The organism is Streptomyces lavendofoliae, from assembly GCF_014649735.1.
In the GTDB taxonomy this organism is placed as follows: Bacteria; Actinomycetota; Actinomycetes; order Streptomycetales; family Streptomycetaceae; genus Streptomyces; species Streptomyces lavendofoliae.
Map to the genome: position 1 here is coordinate 179,697 of NZ_BMTP01000002.1, position 17,713 is coordinate 197,409.

General features: G+C 74.7%; 17 protein-coding genes. 8 read left to right on the top strand and 9 right to left on the bottom strand.

Going from position 1 to position 17,713, the window contains the following annotated elements:
• Positions 1-38 precede the first annotated feature (38 nt).
• The 3 genes from tdh (at position 39) to IE109_RS03695 (ending at position 3,334) form a co-directional block, all read left to right on the top strand.
• Positions 39-1,067, top strand: coding sequence for an L-threonine 3-dehydrogenase (gene tdh / locus IE109_RS03685; protein ID WP_189548989.1), 1,029 nt, complete (start codon positions 39-41; stop codon positions 1,065-1,067).
• Between the two features lie 143 nt (positions 1,068-1,210).
• On the top strand, positions 1,211-2,392 hold the full coding sequence (locus tag IE109_RS03690; RefSeq protein ID WP_189548990.1) for a glycine C-acetyltransferase: 1,182 nt from the start codon (positions 1,211-1,213) through the stop codon (positions 2,390-2,392).
• Between the two features lie 21 nt (positions 2,393-2,413).
• Positions 2,414-3,334 (top strand): LysR family transcriptional regulator, encoded by a 921-nt coding sequence (locus IE109_RS03695; protein ID WP_189548991.1) that lies wholly within the window; start codon positions 2,414-2,416, stop codon positions 3,332-3,334.
• A 193-nt stretch (positions 3,335-3,527) separates the two neighbouring features.
• On the opposite strand, the gene IE109_RS33675 is transcribed toward IE109_RS03695, so the two are convergent.
• From IE109_RS33675 to IE109_RS03715, 5 genes are all read right to left on the bottom strand, one after another.
• Positions 3,528-3,659, bottom strand: coding sequence for a hypothetical protein (locus IE109_RS33675; RefSeq protein ID WP_268251456.1), 132 nt, complete (start codon positions 3,657-3,659; stop codon positions 3,528-3,530).
• 53 nt (positions 3,660-3,712) lie between these two features.
• A complete protein-coding gene (locus tag IE109_RS03700) occupies positions 3,713-4,048 on the bottom strand; it encodes a hypothetical protein (RefSeq protein WP_189548992.1) in 336 nt (111 codons plus the stop codon).
• A 138-nt stretch (positions 4,049-4,186) separates the two neighbouring features.
• The gene (locus tag IE109_RS03705) at positions 4,187-5,539 is read right to left on the bottom strand and encodes an amino acid permease (protein ID WP_189548993.1); all 1,353 of its coding nucleotides are present in this window, start codon (positions 5,537-5,539) and stop codon (positions 4,187-4,189) included.
• 66 nt (positions 5,540-5,605) lie between these two features.
• Positions 5,606-7,708, bottom strand: a complete 2,103-nt coding sequence (locus IE109_RS03710) for a phage holin family protein (RefSeq protein WP_189548994.1) — start codon at positions 7,706-7,708, stop codon at positions 5,606-5,608.
• Between the two features lie 22 nt (positions 7,709-7,730).
• Positions 7,731-8,135 carry a hypothetical protein gene (locus IE109_RS03715; RefSeq protein WP_189548995.1) on the bottom strand — a complete coding sequence of 135 codons (405 nt, stop codon included), beginning with the start codon at positions 8,133-8,135 and terminating at the stop codon, positions 7,731-7,733.
• 95 nt (positions 8,136-8,230) lie between these two features.
• Here IE109_RS03715 and IE109_RS03720 point away from each other — a divergent pair, with 95 nt between their 5' ends.
• Both IE109_RS03720 and IE109_RS03725 read left to right on the top strand, forming a co-directional pair.
• Positions 8,231-9,013, top strand: a complete 783-nt coding sequence (locus IE109_RS03720) for an MBL fold metallo-hydrolase (protein ID WP_189548996.1) — start codon at positions 8,231-8,233, stop codon at positions 9,011-9,013.
• Positions 9,014-9,021: 8 nt separating this feature from the next.
• Positions 9,022-9,615 (top strand): DedA family protein, encoded by a 594-nt coding sequence (locus IE109_RS03725; protein ID WP_189549601.1) that lies wholly within the window; start codon positions 9,022-9,024, stop codon positions 9,613-9,615.
• Between the two features lie 57 nt (positions 9,616-9,672).
• Here IE109_RS03725 and IE109_RS03730 read toward each other — a convergent pair whose 3' ends face one another.
• The 3 genes from IE109_RS03730 to IE109_RS03740 form a co-directional block, all read right to left on the bottom strand.
• Entirely contained in the window at positions 9,673-10,785 is a 1,113-nt protein-coding gene (locus IE109_RS03730; RefSeq protein WP_189548997.1) for an MBL fold metallo-hydrolase, read from the bottom strand.
• A complete protein-coding gene (locus IE109_RS03735) occupies positions 10,782-12,074 on the bottom strand; it encodes an aminotransferase class I/II-fold pyridoxal phosphate-dependent enzyme (protein ID WP_189548998.1) in 1,293 nt (430 codons plus the stop codon). The genes IE109_RS03730 and IE109_RS03735 overlap by 4 nt, the downstream gene beginning before the upstream one ends.
• A 383-nt stretch (positions 12,075-12,457) precedes the next feature.
• Positions 12,458-13,252 carry an RNA polymerase sigma factor SigF gene (locus IE109_RS03740; protein ID WP_189549000.1) on the bottom strand — a complete coding sequence of 265 codons (795 nt, stop codon included), beginning with the start codon at positions 13,250-13,252 and terminating at the stop codon, positions 12,458-12,460.
• A 291-nt stretch (positions 13,253-13,543) separates the two neighbouring features.
• Here IE109_RS03740 and IE109_RS03745 point away from each other — a divergent pair, with 291 nt between their 5' ends.
• From IE109_RS03745 to IE109_RS03755, 3 genes are all read left to right on the top strand, one after another.
• The gene (locus IE109_RS03745; protein ID WP_189549002.1) at positions 13,544-15,334 is read left to right on the top strand and encodes a thiamine pyrophosphate-requiring protein; all 1,791 of its coding nucleotides are present in this window, start codon (positions 13,544-13,546) and stop codon (positions 15,332-15,334) included.
• Between the two features lie 677 nt (positions 15,335-16,011).
• The gene (locus IE109_RS03750; RefSeq protein WP_189549004.1) at positions 16,012-16,386 is read left to right on the top strand and encodes a DUF2795 domain-containing protein; all 375 of its coding nucleotides are present in this window, start codon (positions 16,012-16,014) and stop codon (positions 16,384-16,386) included.
• 74 nt (positions 16,387-16,460) lie between these two features.
• The gene (locus IE109_RS03755; RefSeq protein ID WP_189549006.1) at positions 16,461-17,006 is read left to right on the top strand and encodes a type 1 glutamine amidotransferase domain-containing protein; all 546 of its coding nucleotides are present in this window, start codon (positions 16,461-16,463) and stop codon (positions 17,004-17,006) included.
• Between the two features lie 110 nt (positions 17,007-17,116).
• On the opposite strand, the gene IE109_RS03760 is transcribed toward IE109_RS03755, so the two are convergent.
• Entirely contained in the window at positions 17,117-17,704 is a 588-nt protein-coding gene (locus IE109_RS03760) for a TIGR03086 family metal-binding protein (RefSeq protein WP_189549008.1), read from the bottom strand.
• Positions 17,705-17,713 lie beyond the last annotated feature (9 nt).

Genomic DNA, 17,713 nt, shown 5'->3' on the forward strand with positions numbered 1-17,713 from the left:
CCCCCCCCCCCCCCCCCCCCCCGCCTGGAGCCGCACTGATGAAGGCACTCGTCAAGCACAAGGCCGAGCCCGGTCTCTGGCTCATGGACGTGCCGGAGCCCGAGACCGGGCCCGGCGACGTGCTGATCCGGGTGCTGCGCACCGGCATCTGCGGTACGGACCTGCACATCCGCTCCTGGGACGGCTGGGCGCGGCAGGCGGTGTCGACGCCGCTGGTGCTGGGGCACGAGTTCGTCGGCGAGGTGGCGCACGTCGGTGCCGACGTCACGGACATCGCGGTCGGCGACCTGGTCAGCGGTGAGGGCCACCTGGTGTGCGGCAAGTGCCGCAACTGCCTGGCGGGGCGGCGCCACCTGTGCCGGGCCACGGTGGGCCTGGGCGTCGGGCGCGACGGCGCGTTCGCCGAGTACGTCGCGCTGCCCGCGTCCAACGTGTGGGTGCACCGCACGAAGGTGGACCTGGACGTGGCGGCGATCTTCGACCCGTTCGGCAACGCCGTGCACACCGCGCTGTCCTTCCCGCTCGTCGGCGAGGACGTCCTGATCACCGGCGCGGGCCCGATCGGGATCATGGCCGCGGCGGTCGCCCGCCACGCGGGCGCGCGCAACGTGGTGATCACCGATGTGAGCGAGTCGCGGCTGGAGCTGGCCCGCAAGGTGGGCGCGACGCTCGCCGTGAACGTGGCCGAGACCAGCATCGCGGAGGCGCAGCGGCAGCTGGGGCTGCGCGAGGGCTTCGACATCGGGCTGGAGATGTCCGGCCGCCCGGAGGCCATGCGGGACATGGTCGCGAACATGACGCACGGCGGCCGGATCGCGATGCTGGGCCTGCCCGCCGAGGAGTTCGCCGTCGACTGGTCGAAGATCGTCACCTCGATGATCACGGTCAAGGGCATCTACGGCCGGGAGATGTTCGAGACGTGGTACGCCATGACCGTGCTGCTGGAGGGCGGTCTCGACCTCGGCCCGGTGATCACGGGCAGCTACGGCTACCAGGACTTCGACGCCGCGTTCGACGAGGCGGCCACCGCCCGCAGCGGCAAGATCATCCTGGACTGGACCGCTTAGACGTCCGGCTCGGTCCTCCCCCGGCCCGGCTCGGTCCTCCCCCGGCCCCGCCGGGGCGCCGGCCCCCTCCGGGGCGCCTGCCGCGGGCGCTCCCGCGGCACCCGCCCGCCACGTCCTCGTTGTGACCCTAAGGAGTACCCCTCATGTACGCGTCCGTCCGCGACGAGCTGCGCGCCACCCTCGACGAGATCCGCGACGCCGGCCTCTACAAGCCGGAACGGGTCATCGGCACCCCGCAGAGCGCGAAGGTCTCCGTCCCCTCCGGTGAGGTGCTGAACTTCTGCGCGAACAACTACCTGGGGCTCGCCGACCACCCCGAGGTCGTCGCCGCCGCGAAGGAGGCGCTGGACCGCTGGGGCTACGGCATGGCGTCCGTGCGGTTCATCTGCGGTACGCAGGACGTGCACAAGGAGCTGGAGCAGCGGCTGTCGGCGTTCCTCGGGCAGGAGGACACGATCCTCTACTCCTCCTGCTTCGACGCGAACGGCGGTGTCTTCGAGACGCTGCTCGGTCCCGAGGACGCGGTGATCTCCGACGCCCTCAACCACGCCTCGATCATCGACGGCATCCGGCTGTCCAAGGCGCGGCGCCACCGGTACGCCAACCGTGACATGGCCGACCTGGAGAAGCAGCTCAAGGAGACGCAGGACGCCCGGCGGCGCCTCATCGTCACCGACGGCGTGTTCTCCATGGACGGCTACGTCGCGCCGCTGCCGGAGATCTGCGACCTCGCCGACCGGTACGACGCCATGGTCATGGTCGACGACTCCCACGCGGTCGGTTTCGTCGGCCCCGGCGGCCGGGGCACGCCGGAGCTGCACGGGGTGATGGACCGGGTCGACATCATCACCGGAACGCTCGGCAAGGCGCTGGGCGGCGCGTCCGGCGGTTACGTCGCCGCGCGGGCGGAGATCGTGGAGCTGCTGCGCCAGCGTTCGCGCCCGTACCTCTTCTCCAACTCCCTCGCCCCGGTGATCGCCGCCGCGTCGCTGAAGGTCCTGGACCTGCTGGAGTCGGCCGGCGACCTGCGGGAGAAGCTGGTGGCCAACACCAAGCTGTTCCGTACGAGGATGACGGAGGCGGGTTTCGAGATCCTGCCCGGCGACCACGCGATCGCCCCGGTGATGATCGGTGACGCGGCCGAGGCCGGACGGATGGCGGAGCTGCTGCTGGAGCGGGGCGTGTACGTGATCGGCTTCTCGTACCCGGTGGTGCCCATGGGGCAGGCCCGCATCCGGGTGCAGCTGTCCGCGGCGCACTCGACGCGGGACGTGGAGCGGGCGGTGGCGGCGTTCGTCGACGCCCGGGCGGCGATGGCCGGGTGACGGCCGGGTGACAATGGCAGGGTGATCGACCCCCGCCGGCTGCGCATCCTGCGGGCCGCGGCGGACCACCGTACGGTGACCGCCGCGGCCGCCGCGCTGTACCTGACCCCGTCCGCCGTCTCGCAGCAGCTCGCCGCGCTGGAGCAGGAGACGGGTCACGTGCTGCTGACCCGCAGCGGCAAGGGCGTGCGGCTCACGGCGGCCGGGGAGATCCTGCTGGAGCACGCCAACGAGGTGCTGGCCCAGCTGGAGCGGGCGGAGGCGGAGCTCGCGGCGTACGCGGGCGGGAACGCCGGGGAGGTGACTGTCGCGGCGTTCGCGACCGGCATCGCCGAGGTGCTGGCGCCCGCGATCGGGCGGCTGGCCGGGACGCACCCCGGCATCCGGGTGCGGGTGAAGGACGCGGAGGGCGACGAGTCGCTGCCGCTGGTCCTGGACGGCGAGGCGGACGTGGCGCTGGCGGTGGAGTACCGGGGCGCGCCGCGCGAGGGCGACCGGCGGCTGGCGCGGGTCCCGCTGTACGCGGAGCCGTTCGACGCGGTGCTGCACGCGGGGCACGCGCTGGCGCAGGAGCCGGAGGTGGGGCTCGCGTCGCTCGCGGACGCCGACTGGATCGCGCCCTATCCGGGCAACCCGTGCCACGACATGGTGCTGCTCGCCTGCGAGCTGGCCGGCTTCGACCCCCGGCTCGTGCACTCATCGGACGACTTCCGCGCGGTGGTCGCCCTGGCGGGCGCGGGCGCGGGCGTCGCCCTGGTGCCGCGCTCGGCGCTGCGGGGCATCGAGCTCAAGGACGTGGTGGTGCGCCCGGTCGCGGGCCCGGCGGCGTTCCGGCGGGTGTTCGCGGCGGTGCGGCGCGGCGCGGAGGAGCACCCGCTGATCCGCCCGGTCCTGAGCGCCCTGGCGGCAGCGGCGCGGGGGCTGTCGGCCCCGGGCGGGTGACGGACGCGCCCCGTACGGGGAGGGGCGAGCCGGGACGGACGGCGCGAGCGGCGGGGCGGTACGCGGACCGGCGATGGCCCCGTGGCCCGGCGAGCGGCGCCCACGCCGGCGGTGACCCCTGGCCCGGCGGGCGGGGGACGCTGCTCCCGCCCGCCCGCCGGGGCGCGGGTGGCTTCGCCTCCCGGGGCGCCCGCTACTTCTCGTCCTCCTCGGATGTGCGGGACGCGGTCTCAGGGTCGGCGGCCGGGGAGGTGTCCGGTTCCGCGGTGCGGGTCGCTTCGGCGCGGATCAGGGCGTTCAGGGCCGCGAAGGGGTCGATGGGCATGGCTGTCCTCCTGGTCGGTGACGTGGTCGGGCCGCGCGGGCGGGGCGTACCGCTCAGCAGCGCAGGACCACGCACCGGACGGCGCGTACCGCCGGGTGGGCCGTGAGGAGGGGCGGCGCGGCGGGCTGGGTCGCCGCCGGGCGCCGGCCGGGGCGGAGGGCCGCCGCCGGGGGACGGAGGGCGCGCCGGTGGCGGCGGTCCGCGCGGTGCGGGACGGCCCCCTCGGCCTCCGTCAGGTCCGGGTCGGGCGCCGCCGGGGCGACCGGACGTGGTTCGGCGCCGGCGGGCGCCGCGGTCCCGGCCGCCGCCCCGAAGAGGGCGGCCAGCACCAGGAGGGCGACCAGCACGGCCCGGCGAGCGGTGGCGACGAACCGGGGCGTGCTGGTCATGGGCGTTCCTTTGCCCGTGGCCGGCCGCCTTGTGCCGCTAGGGCGCCAGAACCGCTCGTTCGGCGGAGCCGGGCCCGGGCGGCGCCGGCCGCCTCCCCGTTCCGGTGAGCCGCCGGGACGTGCCGCCCCCCGGGGCGCCTACCCCCGCTGCTTGCGGGCCGACATCCAGGCGTAGACCAGCACGCCGGCGAAGAGGAACAGCACGCCCTGGTAGACCGCCGCGTAGCCGGAACCGGCGACCAGCCACATGGAGAACGCGAAGGCGACGACCGCGAGGACGGCGTCGCGCACGAGGCGCGGACGGTGGACCCGGTCGCCGCGGCCGGAGGCCAGGAAGTAGATCTGCGCGGCCGTCGACAGCAGGTAGGGCACCGTGGCGGTGAAGGTGGTGACGAGGACCAGGATCTCGAACACGCCCTCGGAGCCGGCCGTGTAGTTGTAGACGGTCAGCAGGGAGGCGAGGACCACGGTGACGAGGACGCCGTACGTGGGGACGCCGCGCCGCTTGTGGGTGAACACCTGCGGGAACAGGCCGTCCTTGGCCGCCGCGTACGGGGTCTGGGCGCTCAGCAGGGTCCAGCCGTTGAGGGCGCCGATCATGGAGACGACGGCCATGCAGGCGACGGCGGTGCCGCCCCAGGTCCCGCCGAACATGGTGTTGACGGCGGCGGAGAAGGGGGCGCCGGACTCGACGAGCCGGTCGTGGGCGACGAGCCCGAAGACCGAGAGGGTGCCCAGCAGGTAGACGACGGCGGCGCCGAGCGTGCCGAGGATGGTGGCGCGCCCGACGTTGCGCTCGGGGTCGCGGACCTCGCCGGCGCTGACCGCCGCGGACTCCACGCCCAGATAGCTGAAGAGCAGGATGGCGGCGGACGCGGAGACCGCGCCGACGGCGCCCGACTCGCTCGCCTGGAAGGGCCCGAGGTTGGCGGAGTCGAAGAAGAACAGGCCGCCGACGGCCACCAGGAGCAGCGGGACGAACTTCAGGACGGTCGCGACGAGCTGGACGGCGCCTACGTACCGGGTCCCGGCGAGGTTGGCGAGGGCGGGCAGCCACTGGAGCGCGAGCGCCGCGGCGATGGTGGCGGTCCTGGAGTCCTGCACGGGGACGAGGACGTCGAGGTAGCCGACGGCGGCGACGGCGAGGGCCGCGTTGGAGACCCAGGTGGTGATCCAGTACGACCAGGCCGAGAGGAAGCCGGCGAAGTCGCCGAAGGCCTCGCGGGCGTAGATGTAGGGGCCGCCGGTGAGGGGGTGTCGCCGGGCGAGGCGCCCGAAGACCAGCGCGAGGGCGATGGCGCCGGCGGTCAGGACGGCGAACGCGACGAGGCTGATGGTGCCGTAGGGGGCGACCGACGCGGGGAGCAGGAAGATCCCGCCGCCGATGATGTTGCCCATGACCAGGGCGGTCGCGATGGGCAGTCCGAAGCTGCGGGCGTGCCTGGACCGCTCGTCGGGGGTGGGGTCGGTGATCGGGGGGATGCTGGTCATGGGGGGTGGTGCGCCTTTCGCCGTACAAACCTGAACATGGTCAGGTACGGCGAACGCTGCACCAAATCACCCGCGTTTGTCCGGTGCGACGCGGTCGGCAACCGGAAATGCTTCTTCCGGTTGAGGGCGTGACGGGACTTCCTGCACGGGCACCTGCGGTCCCTGGCTCTCCCGCAGCCAGCGCCGCAGGACCCGGTGCACCGCCTCGGCGCCCACCAGCCGGTCACCGTCCTCGACCGGTGCGGAGACGGTGCGCGGGAACAGCAGGAACGCCTCCGACTGCTCGCCGCCCAGCCCGCCGTGCGAGCCGATCTGCTCCTCGAAGGCGTGCACGGTGCCGGTCCGCGGGTCGTACGTCGAGTTGACCATGATGTCCGCGGCGTGCGGGAAGGAGTCGGTGCGCCGTACGGCGTCGGCGGCCCCGGGGCCGAAGGCCGCGAGCGGGCCGTCGTCGGTGAGGTCGTCGACCGGGGTCTCGAACCCGCCGGGGCCGAGCACCACCGAGCCGTGCCGCTCGCTGCGCACCAGCAGGAAGCCGATGCCCGGATGGTCGGCGAGGGTGCGCAGCAGGGCGGGGTGGCGGCGGTCGATCTCCTCCCGCGACATGCGGTAGCGCACGTCCGGGAACGAGATCAGGCCCAGGTTCCCGGAGGCCAGCACGACCGGGTCGGAGGTGCGGGCCGGGCGCTCCTCCCGCCCCTCCTCCACCGGCAGGTGCACCGCGCTGCGCAGCGCGCCGCGCGCCTCGGCGCCGCTCGGGGCGTGCCGGGCGCGCCGCGGTACGGGCAGTCCGCAGCCGGCCCGGACCAGGTCCCGCAGCGTCAGCCCGTACGCGGACTCGAAGGTCTCGCCGGGGCTCTGCCCGTGGTCCGACAGGAGCACGACGCGGTACGGGCGCGGGGCGTGTTCGGCCACCTTGGCGATCAGGGCGAGGGAGCGGTCGAGGCGTTCGAGCACCTTGAGGGCGTCCCGGCCGTGCGGCCCGGAGTGGTGGGCGACCTCGTCGTACCCGACGAGGTCGGCGTACACGGCGGTGCGGCCGGCCAGCATGTCGCCCATGACGGCGGCGACGACCACGTCCCGCTCGACGACGGTCGCGAAGGCGCGGATGAAGGGGTACAGCCCGCCGCGGCCGACGCGGGGGCGGTCGCCCCGGATCCGCGACCGGGTGGACTCGCCGATCTCGCGGCCCACTTCGGCGAGAAAGGAGAGGGCCGTGCGGACGGCGTTGGCGGGGTCGCGGAAGTAGGCGACGTACCCGGCCCGGGAGCGGTTGCGGCGGCCCCGGCGGGCCGAGACGGACAGCACCAGGGCCAGTTGGTCGGCGCCGCCGCTGAACAGGTTGCCGCGGCTGGCGCCGTCCAGGGTGAGCAGCCCGCCGTCGCCGGTGCGCTCTATCGCGCGGTGCTGGAGCTCGGCGGCGCAGGCGGGCCGGTTGCTGACCATGAGCCGGCCGGTGTCCTTCTCGTACCAGCGGAAGGCCGGTACGTCGTGGTTGGTGCCGTGCAGGATGGCGAGCTGGCTGGCGCCGGTCTGGCTGGACCAGTCGGTGCGCCAGGAGGTGAGGCGGTGGGTGGTGGCGAGCCAGGCGGCGACGGTGGGCATCACCCCGTCGGCCACGGCGTCCCGCAGCACCCGGTGCCCGACGCCGTCGAGCTGGAGGAACACCGTGCCGGGCGGGCTGGCGGGCCCGAGCGCCGGGGGCTTGGCCCGGCGGCGGCCGGCCAGCCGGTACAGGCGGCTCCGGTAGGCGTTGTCGTCGCCTACGGCGAGGGCGGTGGAGGTGGCGGACGCGACGGCCGACATCACGGCGGCGACCACGACGGCGTTCTCCGGGGCGGCCTCGCCGCGCCCGTCGGGGATGAGCCACAGCGCGAACAGCAGCAGCGAGCCGTTGAGGAAGAAGGCGAGGAACCCCAGGACCAGGGCGGGGACGAGCAGCAGGGCGCGGACGGCCAGCGGCCACACCAGGGCGCTCAGCAGGCCGAACACCCCGGCGCCCCAGGCGGCGGTGACCGCGGTCCGGGTGATGCTGTCGCCGTCGTCGGACTGGAGCTGGAAGTCGGGCAGGATCCCGGCGAGCGCCAGCAGCGTGAGGGTGGACACCGCCCACACCACGACGACCCGCAGCAGGGCACCGCCCGCCGTACGCCACCGTGCCTGGACCACGTCCGTCCGCTCCCGCCCCGGCTCAGCAGCCGTCGTAGCCCGCCGTCGGCATGGAGAGCCGGCGGTGCACCTGGGCCTTCATCCCGGCGTCGTACGCCGGTTCGTCCAGGCCCGCCGTCTCCAGCCGTACGCCGCGGCGCGCGCACTCGGCCGTGAAGTCCCGCGCCGACGTCAGCGCCCGGGCCAGGACCCGCTCGTTGGGGACCACGAACAGGTCGACCGCCCCCGCCTCGACATCGGCCCACAGCATCCGGTGGTCGGGCCGCATCCCGTAGAACAGCAGCTGCCGGCTGACGACGTAGCCCCTGCCGGCCGCCCACCGGTCGCACATGGCGTGCTGGCTGCGGGTGTCGACCAGGAAGGGGTCGCTGTCGAGCTCCTCGAGCGGCGTCAGGCTCGCGATCGCCGCCACGCGTACGTCGTCCATGCCGCCGACCCTACTCCGATCATCTCCGGGCGAGGAGGCGCGCATTTACGCTCGTAAGAACTCGTACGGGCTGTGCGGGAGCGAGGAGGGCGGGCGTGCCGGTGGAAGTCACGTGGTGGGGTCATGCCACTTGTACGGTGCAGGACTCGGGGGTGCGGGTGCTGACCGATCCGTTGTTCGCGCGCCGTTTCGCCCATCTGCGGCGGCGGCGGGGCGCGCTGCCCCCGCCGGCCGCCGCGCGGGCGGAGGTGGTGCTGGTGTCGCACCTGCACTCCGACCACCTGCACCTGCCGTCGCTGGCCCGGCTCGCCCCGGGCACCCGGCTCGTCGTGCCGCGCGGGGCGGTCCGCGCGGTGCCGGGGCTGCGGAGGCTGGCGGCGGCGGGCGGGTATCCGGTCACCGAGGTGGCCGCCGGGGACGAGGTGAAGGTGGAGGAGCTGGTGGTGCGGGCGGTGCCGGCGCACCACGACGGGCGGCGGCTGCCGGTGGGGCCGCATCGCTCGCCCGCGCTCGGGTATGTGATCAGCGGTGCGGCGCGGACGTACTTCGCCGGGGACACCGGACTGTTCGACGGGATGGCGGAGGCCGTGGGCGAGGTGGATGTGGCGCTGCTGCCGGTCGGCGGGTGGGGGCCGTTCCTGGGGCACGGCCATATGGACGCGGCGCGGGCGGCCCGGGCGCTGGCCGAGCTGGCACCGCGCGCGGCCGTTCCCGTGCACTACGGCACGTACTGGCCGATCGGGCTGGACGGGGTCCGGCCGCACGAGTTTCACGCGCCGGGTGACGAGTTCGCGCGCCACGCGGCGCGGCTGGCGCCCGGGGTGGTGGTGCACCGGCCGGCGCACGGCGAGAGCGTCCGGCCGGAGGTGTCCGGGTGATCGAATCGATGGTGGGTGGGCTGCCGGAGTCGACCCAGCACGCGGTCGGCTATCCGGCGCTCTTCCTGCTGGTGGCGCTGGGGGCGCTGGTGCCGGTGATTCCGACGGGCGCGATCGTCAGCTCGGCGACGGTGGTGGCGTTCCATCAGACGTCGCCGGTCGCCCCGCTGGTGGTCTTCGTCCTGGCGGCGGGCGCGGCGTTCGTCGGCGACGTGGGGTTGTACTGGCTGGGGCGGCGCGGGGTGCACTCGGAGCACGGCTCGCGGTGGCTGGAGGCGCTGCGGAGGCGGGCGGCACCGGACCGGCTGGAGCAGGCGCAGGCCAAGCTGCGGGAGCACCGGGTGTCGGTCCTGGTGCTGTCCCGGCTGGTTCCGGCGGGGCGGATCCCGGTGATGCTGGCGTGCCTGCTGGCACGGATGCCGCTGCGCCGTTTCGTCCGCGGCAACCTCCCGGCGTGCCTGGCGTGGGCGGTGACGTACCAGCTGATCGGTGTCCTGGGCGGCTCCCTGTTCTCCCGTCCGTGGCAGGGCGTCCTGGCGGCGGTGGTGCTGACGGTGCTGGTCGGAGCGGTGCCGTCGGTGTGGCGGCGGGTGCGGGCCTGACACCGGCGGGCGCGGACTCACGCGGCGGGCGCGCGCTCACGGGCGGGGCGCGCGGCCCTACGGGTCGTGGCGCCCCTGAAGGACGCGCGAGGCGCCGACCGGGAGGTCCCACAGGCGGTCGCGGGGCAGGCCGGCCTTCTCCCAGGCGGCGCGGAGGCGGGTGAGGGGCTCCATGACCGGCTCGGAGGACAGGACGAACGTGGCCCAGTGCATGGGCGCCATGATCCGCGCGCCGAGGTCCTGGAACGCCTGGACGGCCTCCTCAGGGTCGGTGTGAACGTCGCGCAGCCACCAGCGGGGCTCGTAGGCGCCGATGGGCAGCAGGGCGAGGTCGATGCCGGGATGGCGGCGACCGATCTCCCCGAACCAGTGCCCGTAGCCGGTGTCGCCCGCGAAGTACACGCGGTGCCCGTGCGGTCCGGCGAGCACCCAGCCTCCCCACAGCGAGCGGCAGGTGTCGGTGAGGGTCCGCTTGGACCAGTGGTGGGACGGGACGAAGTGGAGGCGGACGCCGCGCACTTCGGCGCTCTCCCACCAGTCGAGTTCGGTGACGCGGGTGAAGCGGCGGCGGCGGAACCAGCGGCCGAGCCCGGCGGGGACGAGGACGGGGGTGTCGCGGGGCAGCCGCCGCAGCGTGGGGGCGTCGAGGTGGTCGTAGTGGTTGTGGCTGATGACGACGGCGTCGACGGGCGGCACGTCCTCCCACCGGACGCCGACCGGTGTGATGCGGGCGGGTGTGCCGAGGATGCGGCGGGACCAGACCGGGTCGGTGAGGACGGTCAGGCCGCCGATCCGGACGACCCAGCTGGCGTGGCCGGCCCAGGTGACGGCGACGGCGTCCGGCCCCACGGCGGGCATGGGCTCCGGGGCGAACGGCAGGTGCGGGACGTCGCGGAGCCCCTCGGCGCTCGGGCGGACCGCTCCCTCGCGGGCGAGTCGCGCCATGGCCCGGACGCCGGGGAGCGGGGCGGTCAGCCGGTCGGCGAAGGAGCGCGGCCAGGTGCGGACCTGGCCCAGCGGGCGTGGGGCGCCACCCGGGGGGCGCCCGGTGGGCGCGGCGTGGGCGCGGCCCTGGGCGGGCTGCTCGGTGGGGCCCTGGGCGCGGCCCTGGCCCGGCTGCTCGGTGGGGCCCTGGGCGGGCTGCTCGGTGGGTGCCGTCCGTTCCGTCATCTGCCAGCTCCGTTCACCGTGGTCCCCGCGAGTTCGTGGAACGCGGAACCGAACCTTTCCAACGCCTCCGCCACGGGGGGCGACTCCAGCGGGTCCGCCGCCGCGAGGGACTCGGTGCGCTCCTCGGGGGTCGCTCCGAGCAGGGGCCAGGTCGCGAGGCGTACCCGCAGGGCGCCGAGTTCGTCGCCGAACCGGTGTCCGCCGGGTACGGGGACCCCCAGGCGGTCCGTCAGGTACTCCTCCAGCTCCATGGAGTCGGTCACGCCCCGGTCGGCGAGGCGGGCGCGCAGCGGACCGAGGTCGGCGTACAGGTGCCGTCCCGCCCGGGGCGGGAGGGCGAGCGCCCCGGCGGTCAGCAGCGCGTGGTGCGCGGACGCCGCCACGCGCGCGTGCAGGGCGGCGCACGCCACCGCGCGCGCGGTGACCGGCGCCGGCTCGTCCAGCGCGTGCGCGGCGGCGGCGGCCACGGGGGCGGCGACCCGGGCGCCGAGGGCGGCGAGCCGGTCCAGGGTGCGGGCGCGGCGGTCGGGGCGCGGCCCGGCGGGCGGGAAGCGGGCGATCGCGGCCGGCCAGGCGGCAGGGGCCAGGGCGCCGGCGAGGTCGCACAGGACGGTGACGTCGTCGGGGCACATCTCGGCGGGGCTGACGAGGACGGTGTCGTGCGGCTCGTGCACGGTGTCGCGCCAGGTCTCGTCGCTGATGATGTGCAGGCCCTCGCCGACGGCCGCCTCGCACGCCTCGCGCACCACCTCGGGCGGGGCGACGGTCGCCGTGGGGTCGTCGGCCACGGAGAGCAGCAGGACCGCCGGACGGCCGCCCTCGGCACGGACGCGCCGTACGGTCTCCAGGAGCGCGAACGGGTCCGGTACGCCGCCGCATTCGGCGGGCGTCGGCACGTGGTACGCCGGCCGGCCCAGCAGCCTGGCCTGCGGGGTCCACCAGGCGGGGCAGGGCCGGGGCATGAGGACGTCGCCGCCGTGGGCGGCCATCAGGGCGGACAGCAGCGACTGGGCGCCGGGGGCGGCGGCGACGTCGTCCGGGTGGCAGCGCAGGCCGCGCCGCCACCAGTAGCCGCAGGCCGCGTCGCGCAGCACGGCGCCGCCGCCGGGCGGCTCGGGTTCGGTGCGGTCGGCGGCCGCCGCGAGCACGGCGGCCAGCTCGGGAAGCACGGGCAGGCCGGGTTCGGGCGCGGGCGGCCCGTAGCGCACGGGGCCGCGCCCCTTCGTGTCCGGCTGCCGCACGCCCTCACCTCCGCCGCTCTCGCTCCGCCGCTGGTGGTCCGGGGACATGTGCCCAGCCCTACAGCCCTTTATACGGAGGTTCCTCGCCGACCGCCGCTCCGGAGCGCCCCGGCCGGTGCACCGCCGGCCCGGCGGGGGCGCGCGGGCGGCCACGGAGGCGCGCGCAGGCGGTCACGGAGGCGCGGACGTGCGATGGACGGTGTGCCGTGCGGTGTGCTCCGGGAAGCCCGGCGCGGGGCGCCGCCGGACGGGGGCGGGCGGTCCCCTCGCGGGTGCGGCCCGAGGGCGTCCTGGCGTGCGGCTCGGACGCCTCGGGCGCCTCCGTCGTGGTGCGGCCGGGGCCGGCGCGTGCGGGTGCGCCGGTGACGTTCCCGGTGGCCGGGGGGCGGGGCCGCCGGTGGGGTGCCCGCCACGGGGCACCCGGGCACCCGCTAGGCGGCGGCGTCCCGCATGATGTCCTCCCGCATCTGGCTGCAGCACCGGCTGATCAGCCGGGACACGTGCATCTGCGAGATGCCGAGGTCCTCGGCGATACGGCTCTGGGTCATGTCACGGAAGAACCGCATGTAGAGGATCTTCTGTTCCCGTTCCGGCAGGCTGCGCAGGCGTGGCTTGACCGCCTCGCGGTCGATGACCACGTCGAGGGCCGGGTCCGGGCCGCCGAGGGCGTCGACCAGCGTGTACCCGTCCTCGGTGCCGGGCAGCTCGGCGTCCAGGGAGAGGGCGGTGAAGCTGTCCAGGGCCTCCAGCCCGGCCATCGCCTCCTCCTCGGTCATGCCCGCCTTCTCGGCGATCTCGGACACGGTGGGAGCGCGGCCTCCGACCGTGTGCGAGAGCTCCTGGTAGGCGGCGCGGACGCGGCCTCGCAGGTCCTGCACGCGACGCGGCACGTGGAGCGTCCACATGTGGTCGCGGAAGTGGCGCTTGATCTCGCCGGTGATGGTGGGCACGGCGAAGCTCTCGAAGGCCGCGCCGCGCTCCGGGTCGTACCGGTCCACCGCCTTGACCAGGCCGAGAGCGGCTACCTGCTTGAGGTCCTCCAGGGACTCGCCCCGGTTGCGGAACCGGCCGGCCAGCCGGTCCGCCATGGGAAGCCAGGCCCGGACGATGTCCTGCCGGACGGCTTCCCGTTCCTCGCCCTCCGGCAGGGTGGCCAGGCGCTGGAACGCCTCGGCGGTGTCGGGGGCGTCATCGTGCGGATGCTTCGTGTGAGCGAGGGTTCGCATTGCTTTTCAGCTCCCTGAACGGTGCTGACGGTTGGCTCTGTCACCCCGAGGAGAGCTCCTTTCCCCGGGCAGGAGACACGCCCGGAACGGGTCGCCGCTCCTACGGACGTGCCTCCGGTCCGAAGCACGAGATGCGCCTGCCCGGGGTCCGACCCGGCAAACTCCTGATTCCATGCTGGCCGCGATCCGGCGTTTCCGCTCTTCGAGGCCGCGGTACCCGGGCCAGTGCCGCCACGACGCAGCGTCGCCACCAAAGGGTGGCCACCGTGTGCCAGGCCGGGAGGACCGCAGATGAGCAAGGATGTCGCCGATCAGATTCTCGCGCGGCTGCGCGACTGGGACGTCGAGTGCGTGTTCGGCTATCCGGGTGACGGGATCAACGGGCTGATCGCCGCCTGGGGCCGCGCCGAGAACCAGCCCCGCTTCATCCAGGCCCGGCACGAGGAGATGGCCGCGCTGGAGGCGGTCGGGTACGCGAAGTTCGGCCACCGGCTCGGGGTGTGCGTGGCGACCTCGGGGCCGGGGGCCATCCACTTGCTGAACGGGCTGTACGACGCGAAGCTCGACCACGTGCCGGTGGTCGCGATCGTCGGCCAGACGCACCGCAGCGCCATGGGCGGCTCCTACCAGCAGGAGGTCGACCTCCACTCGCTGTTCAAGGACGTCGCCTCCGACTTCATCGCCACCGTGAACGTCCCCGAACAGCTCCCGAACGTCCTGGACCGGGCCATCCGCACGGCGTACGCGCGCCGCTGCCCGACCGTGGTGATCGTGCCGGGCGACGTGCAGGAGCTCGAGTACACCCCGCCCACCCATGAGTTCAAGATGGTGCCCTCCAGCCTGGACCGCAGCGCCTGGACGGCGGTGCCCGCGGACGACGCGCTGGAGCGGGCCGCCGAGGTGCTGAACTCCGGTGAGAAACCGGCCCTTCTGATCGGTCAGGGCGCTGCGGCGGCCCGTGCGGAGGTGGAGGAGGTCGCCGAGCTGCTGGGCGCCGGTGTCGCCAAGGCGCTGCTCGGCAAGGACGTGCTGTCCGACGAACTCCCCTACGTCACCGGCTCGATCGGGCTGCTGGGCACCCGGCCGTCCTGGGAGCTGATGCAGGGCTGCGACACGCTGCTGACGATCGGCTCCAGCTTCCCCTACAGCCAGTTCCTGCCGGAGTTCGGCCAGGCGCGGGCCGTGCAGATCGACCTCGACCCGCACATGGCCGGGATGCGCTACCCGTACGAGGTGAACCTCATCGGCGACGCCCGCGCCACGTTGCGCCGCCTGATCCCGCTCCTGCGCCGGAACCGCAGGCGCGGCTGGCGGGAGAAGATCGAGAAGTCGGTGCTCCGCTGGGAGGAGGTCATGGAACGGCGGGCGGGCGTGTCGGCCGACCCGCTGAACCCGGAGCACGTGGCGCGGGCCCTGTCGCCGCTCCTGCCGGACCGCACCCTGCTGACGTGCGACTCCGGGTCGGTCGCCAACTGGTACGCGCGGCACATCGCGATGCGTGGTGACATGCGCGGCTCGCTGTCCGGGACGCTGGCCACGATGGGGTGCGCGGTGCCGTACGCGATCGGCGCGAAGTTCGCCCACCCGGACCGGCCGGTGGTGGCGCTGGTCGGGGACGGGGCGATGCAGATGAACGGCCTGGCGGAACTGGTCACCGCCGCCAAGTACCGTCACCAGTGGGACGATCCGCGCCTGGTCATCGGCGTCTGGAACAACCGGGACCTCAACCAGGTGACCTGGGAGCTGCGCGCCATGGGGAACGCCCCGTCCTTCCTGCCGTCCCAGGAGCTGCCGGACGTGCCCTACGCCCTGTTCGCCGAGTCCATCGGGCTGACCGGGCTGCGGGTGGAGAAGCCCGACGAGGTGGAGACCGCCTGGCGGATGGCCCTGGCGGCGGACGGCCCGGCGGTCGTCGAGTTCGTCACCGACCCTTCCGTGCCGCCGATCCCGCCGCATGCGACCTGGCAGCAGCTGGAGTCGACCGTCGCCGCGCTCGCCAAGGGCGACGCCGCGCGTGGCGCGGTCGTGAAGCAGGGGCTGAAGGCGAAGGTGCAGGAGTTCCTGCCGGGCGGGAAGTCGTGACGGTGCCGCCGTCGCCGCCGTCATCGGCGTCCCCCGCGTCGGCGTCCGTCCCCGGCGCGGGCAGCACGAACTCCTCGTAGCGCCCCATCGCCATCACGATGCCGAGCATCGCGAGCGGCAGCAGCAGGGGAACCAGTACGGACAGTGTTCCCATGGACCCGGTCCTTCCGTCGGGGGCCGGGTCACCCGCGCGACAGGCGGCAAACCCACGACCGGGAAACGTCACGCGCGGGAACCGGTGAGCCCCCGCGGGCGGTGGCCGCGGCCCCGGGCCGGTGAGCGGCGCGGGGCACGTCGCGGATCCGACTCGCGGCCCGCCCCTGGACGCGTACGGGCCGGGGCGCGGACGGGTCGAGGAGCCCACGCGGGCGTGGCGCGGGCCCGGGACACCGCGCGGGCGCGACGGGTTCGGTTCACGGCGGATCGAGAGGCCCACGCGCGCGTGGCGCGGCGCAGCCGATCGGGGAAGCCCGGGCGCCGGAGAGCCCCGCCCTCGGAGCACGCGCCGGTCTTCGGGCGCGTACCGCCGTCCGCGCCCGAAGACCTTTTCCCTGTCACCCCTTGGCCGCTCGGGCCGCACCCGCGAGTCCCCCGCTTCGCCGTCCCCAAACCCTGGTTTGCCCCGGCCCCGTCGGGTACCCGCCCGGCGACCGCACACGCAAGACGTGGAGGGCTCCATGCAGCGAGGCAGTGACCGGCTCAGCCGCCGCCAGGACGACGAGATGAAGCACCAGCTCAAGGGGCTGCTCAGGTCCGGCCACCCGACGCGGACCGAGGAGTGGCACGACCCGGAGCCGGTGGCCGAGGACGACCCGGAGCTGGCGCCGCCCCGGGGCCACACCGACCCGTTCGAGGCCCTGCGACTGGAGCTGGGCCGGCACCTGGCGCGTACGCCGTTCCCGGCGCACCGCGGCGACCTGCTGCGCATGCTCAGGGAGCGGCACGCGCCGGATCCGCTCGTCGAGCGGGTGGCGGCGCTGCCGGGCGACGGCACCTACCGGAGCGTTCAGGAGGTGGCCGTGGCACTGGAGCGGCCGCCGCATCCGGCGTAGCCCCGCATTCGGCCTCGCCGGGCGGAGCCGGACACCGGTGCCCGGCACGTAGTGACAGCCAGAAAGGAACCACTGTGCAGATCGCGTTTCTCGTGGCGCCCGAAGGCGTCGAGCAGGTAGAGCTGACCGACCCCTGGCAGGCGGTGAAGGACGCCGGCCACACGCCCGTGCTCGTCTCCACCGAGCCGGGTGAGATCCAGGCGTTCAACCACCTGGACAAGGCGGACACCTTCCCGGTCGACCGGGCCGTCGCCGACACCTCGGCCGGTGACTACGGCGCCCTGGTGCTTCCCGGCGGCGTCGCCAACCCCGACTTCCTGCGGATGGACGAGAAGGCCGTCGCGTTCGTGCGGGACTTCTTCGAGGCGGGCAAGCCGGTCGCGTCGATCTGCCACGGCCCGTGGACGCTGGTGGAGGCCGATGTGCTGCGCGGCCGTACGCTCACCTCGTGGCCGAGTCTGCGGACCGACATCCGCAACGCCGGCGGCGAGTGGGTGGACGAGCAGGTGAAGGTGTGCGAGGCGGGGCCCGGCACCCTGATCACCAGTCGCAAGCCGGACGACCTCAAGGCGTTCTGCGAGGCGTTCACGGCGGAGTTCGCCAAGGTCGCGGACGGCTGATCCGCCGGACGCCCGGTACCCGGGCCCCTCAGGACGCCCGGAACCCGGGCCGGCTCCTCGTCCCGCGCGGCGGACGAGGAGCCTCGTCGTGCGCCCCCGCCGTCGTCACCTCACGCCTCGCGCCCGACCATCGCCAGCAGCCTGGTCTGCTCGTCGGCGCCACGCGGGGGGTCGACCGGCGGGGCGAACAGGCCGCTGTCGGCCAGGCTGTCGGCGTACGGGGAGACCTCCCGGACGGCGAAGTCGACCAGGTCCCGGGGCAACCGCTCGTCGGCGCCGATCGCCCGGGACAGGTCCCAGGCGTGGACCACCAGGTCGGCGATCATCTGCGAGCAGTACGCGGGGACCGGTGTCGGGCCGGACGACAGGTGCGCCGTACGGTCCAGGGCCCCCTTCTCCAGGAACGCGTCGCGCGACCGCGCGGCGGCCAGGTCCCACGCCCCGACCGGGTCGTCACCGAGGACGTCGCCCTCGTAGGCGTCGCCGACCTGCTCGACGGTCCGCCGCTCTTGGACCAGCGGCGGCACCCAGAGCTGCTCGGCGGTCAGGTGGTTCACCAGGTCGCGCACCGTCCATTCGGTGCACGGGGTGGGGGCGTCCCACTGATCGGCGCGGACGGCGTGCACCCGCGCGCCGAACAGGTCGAGCGCCTCGCCGTGCCGGGCGAGGAGCGTGCTGGGCACATGGGGGTTCGGCACCGGGCTCAC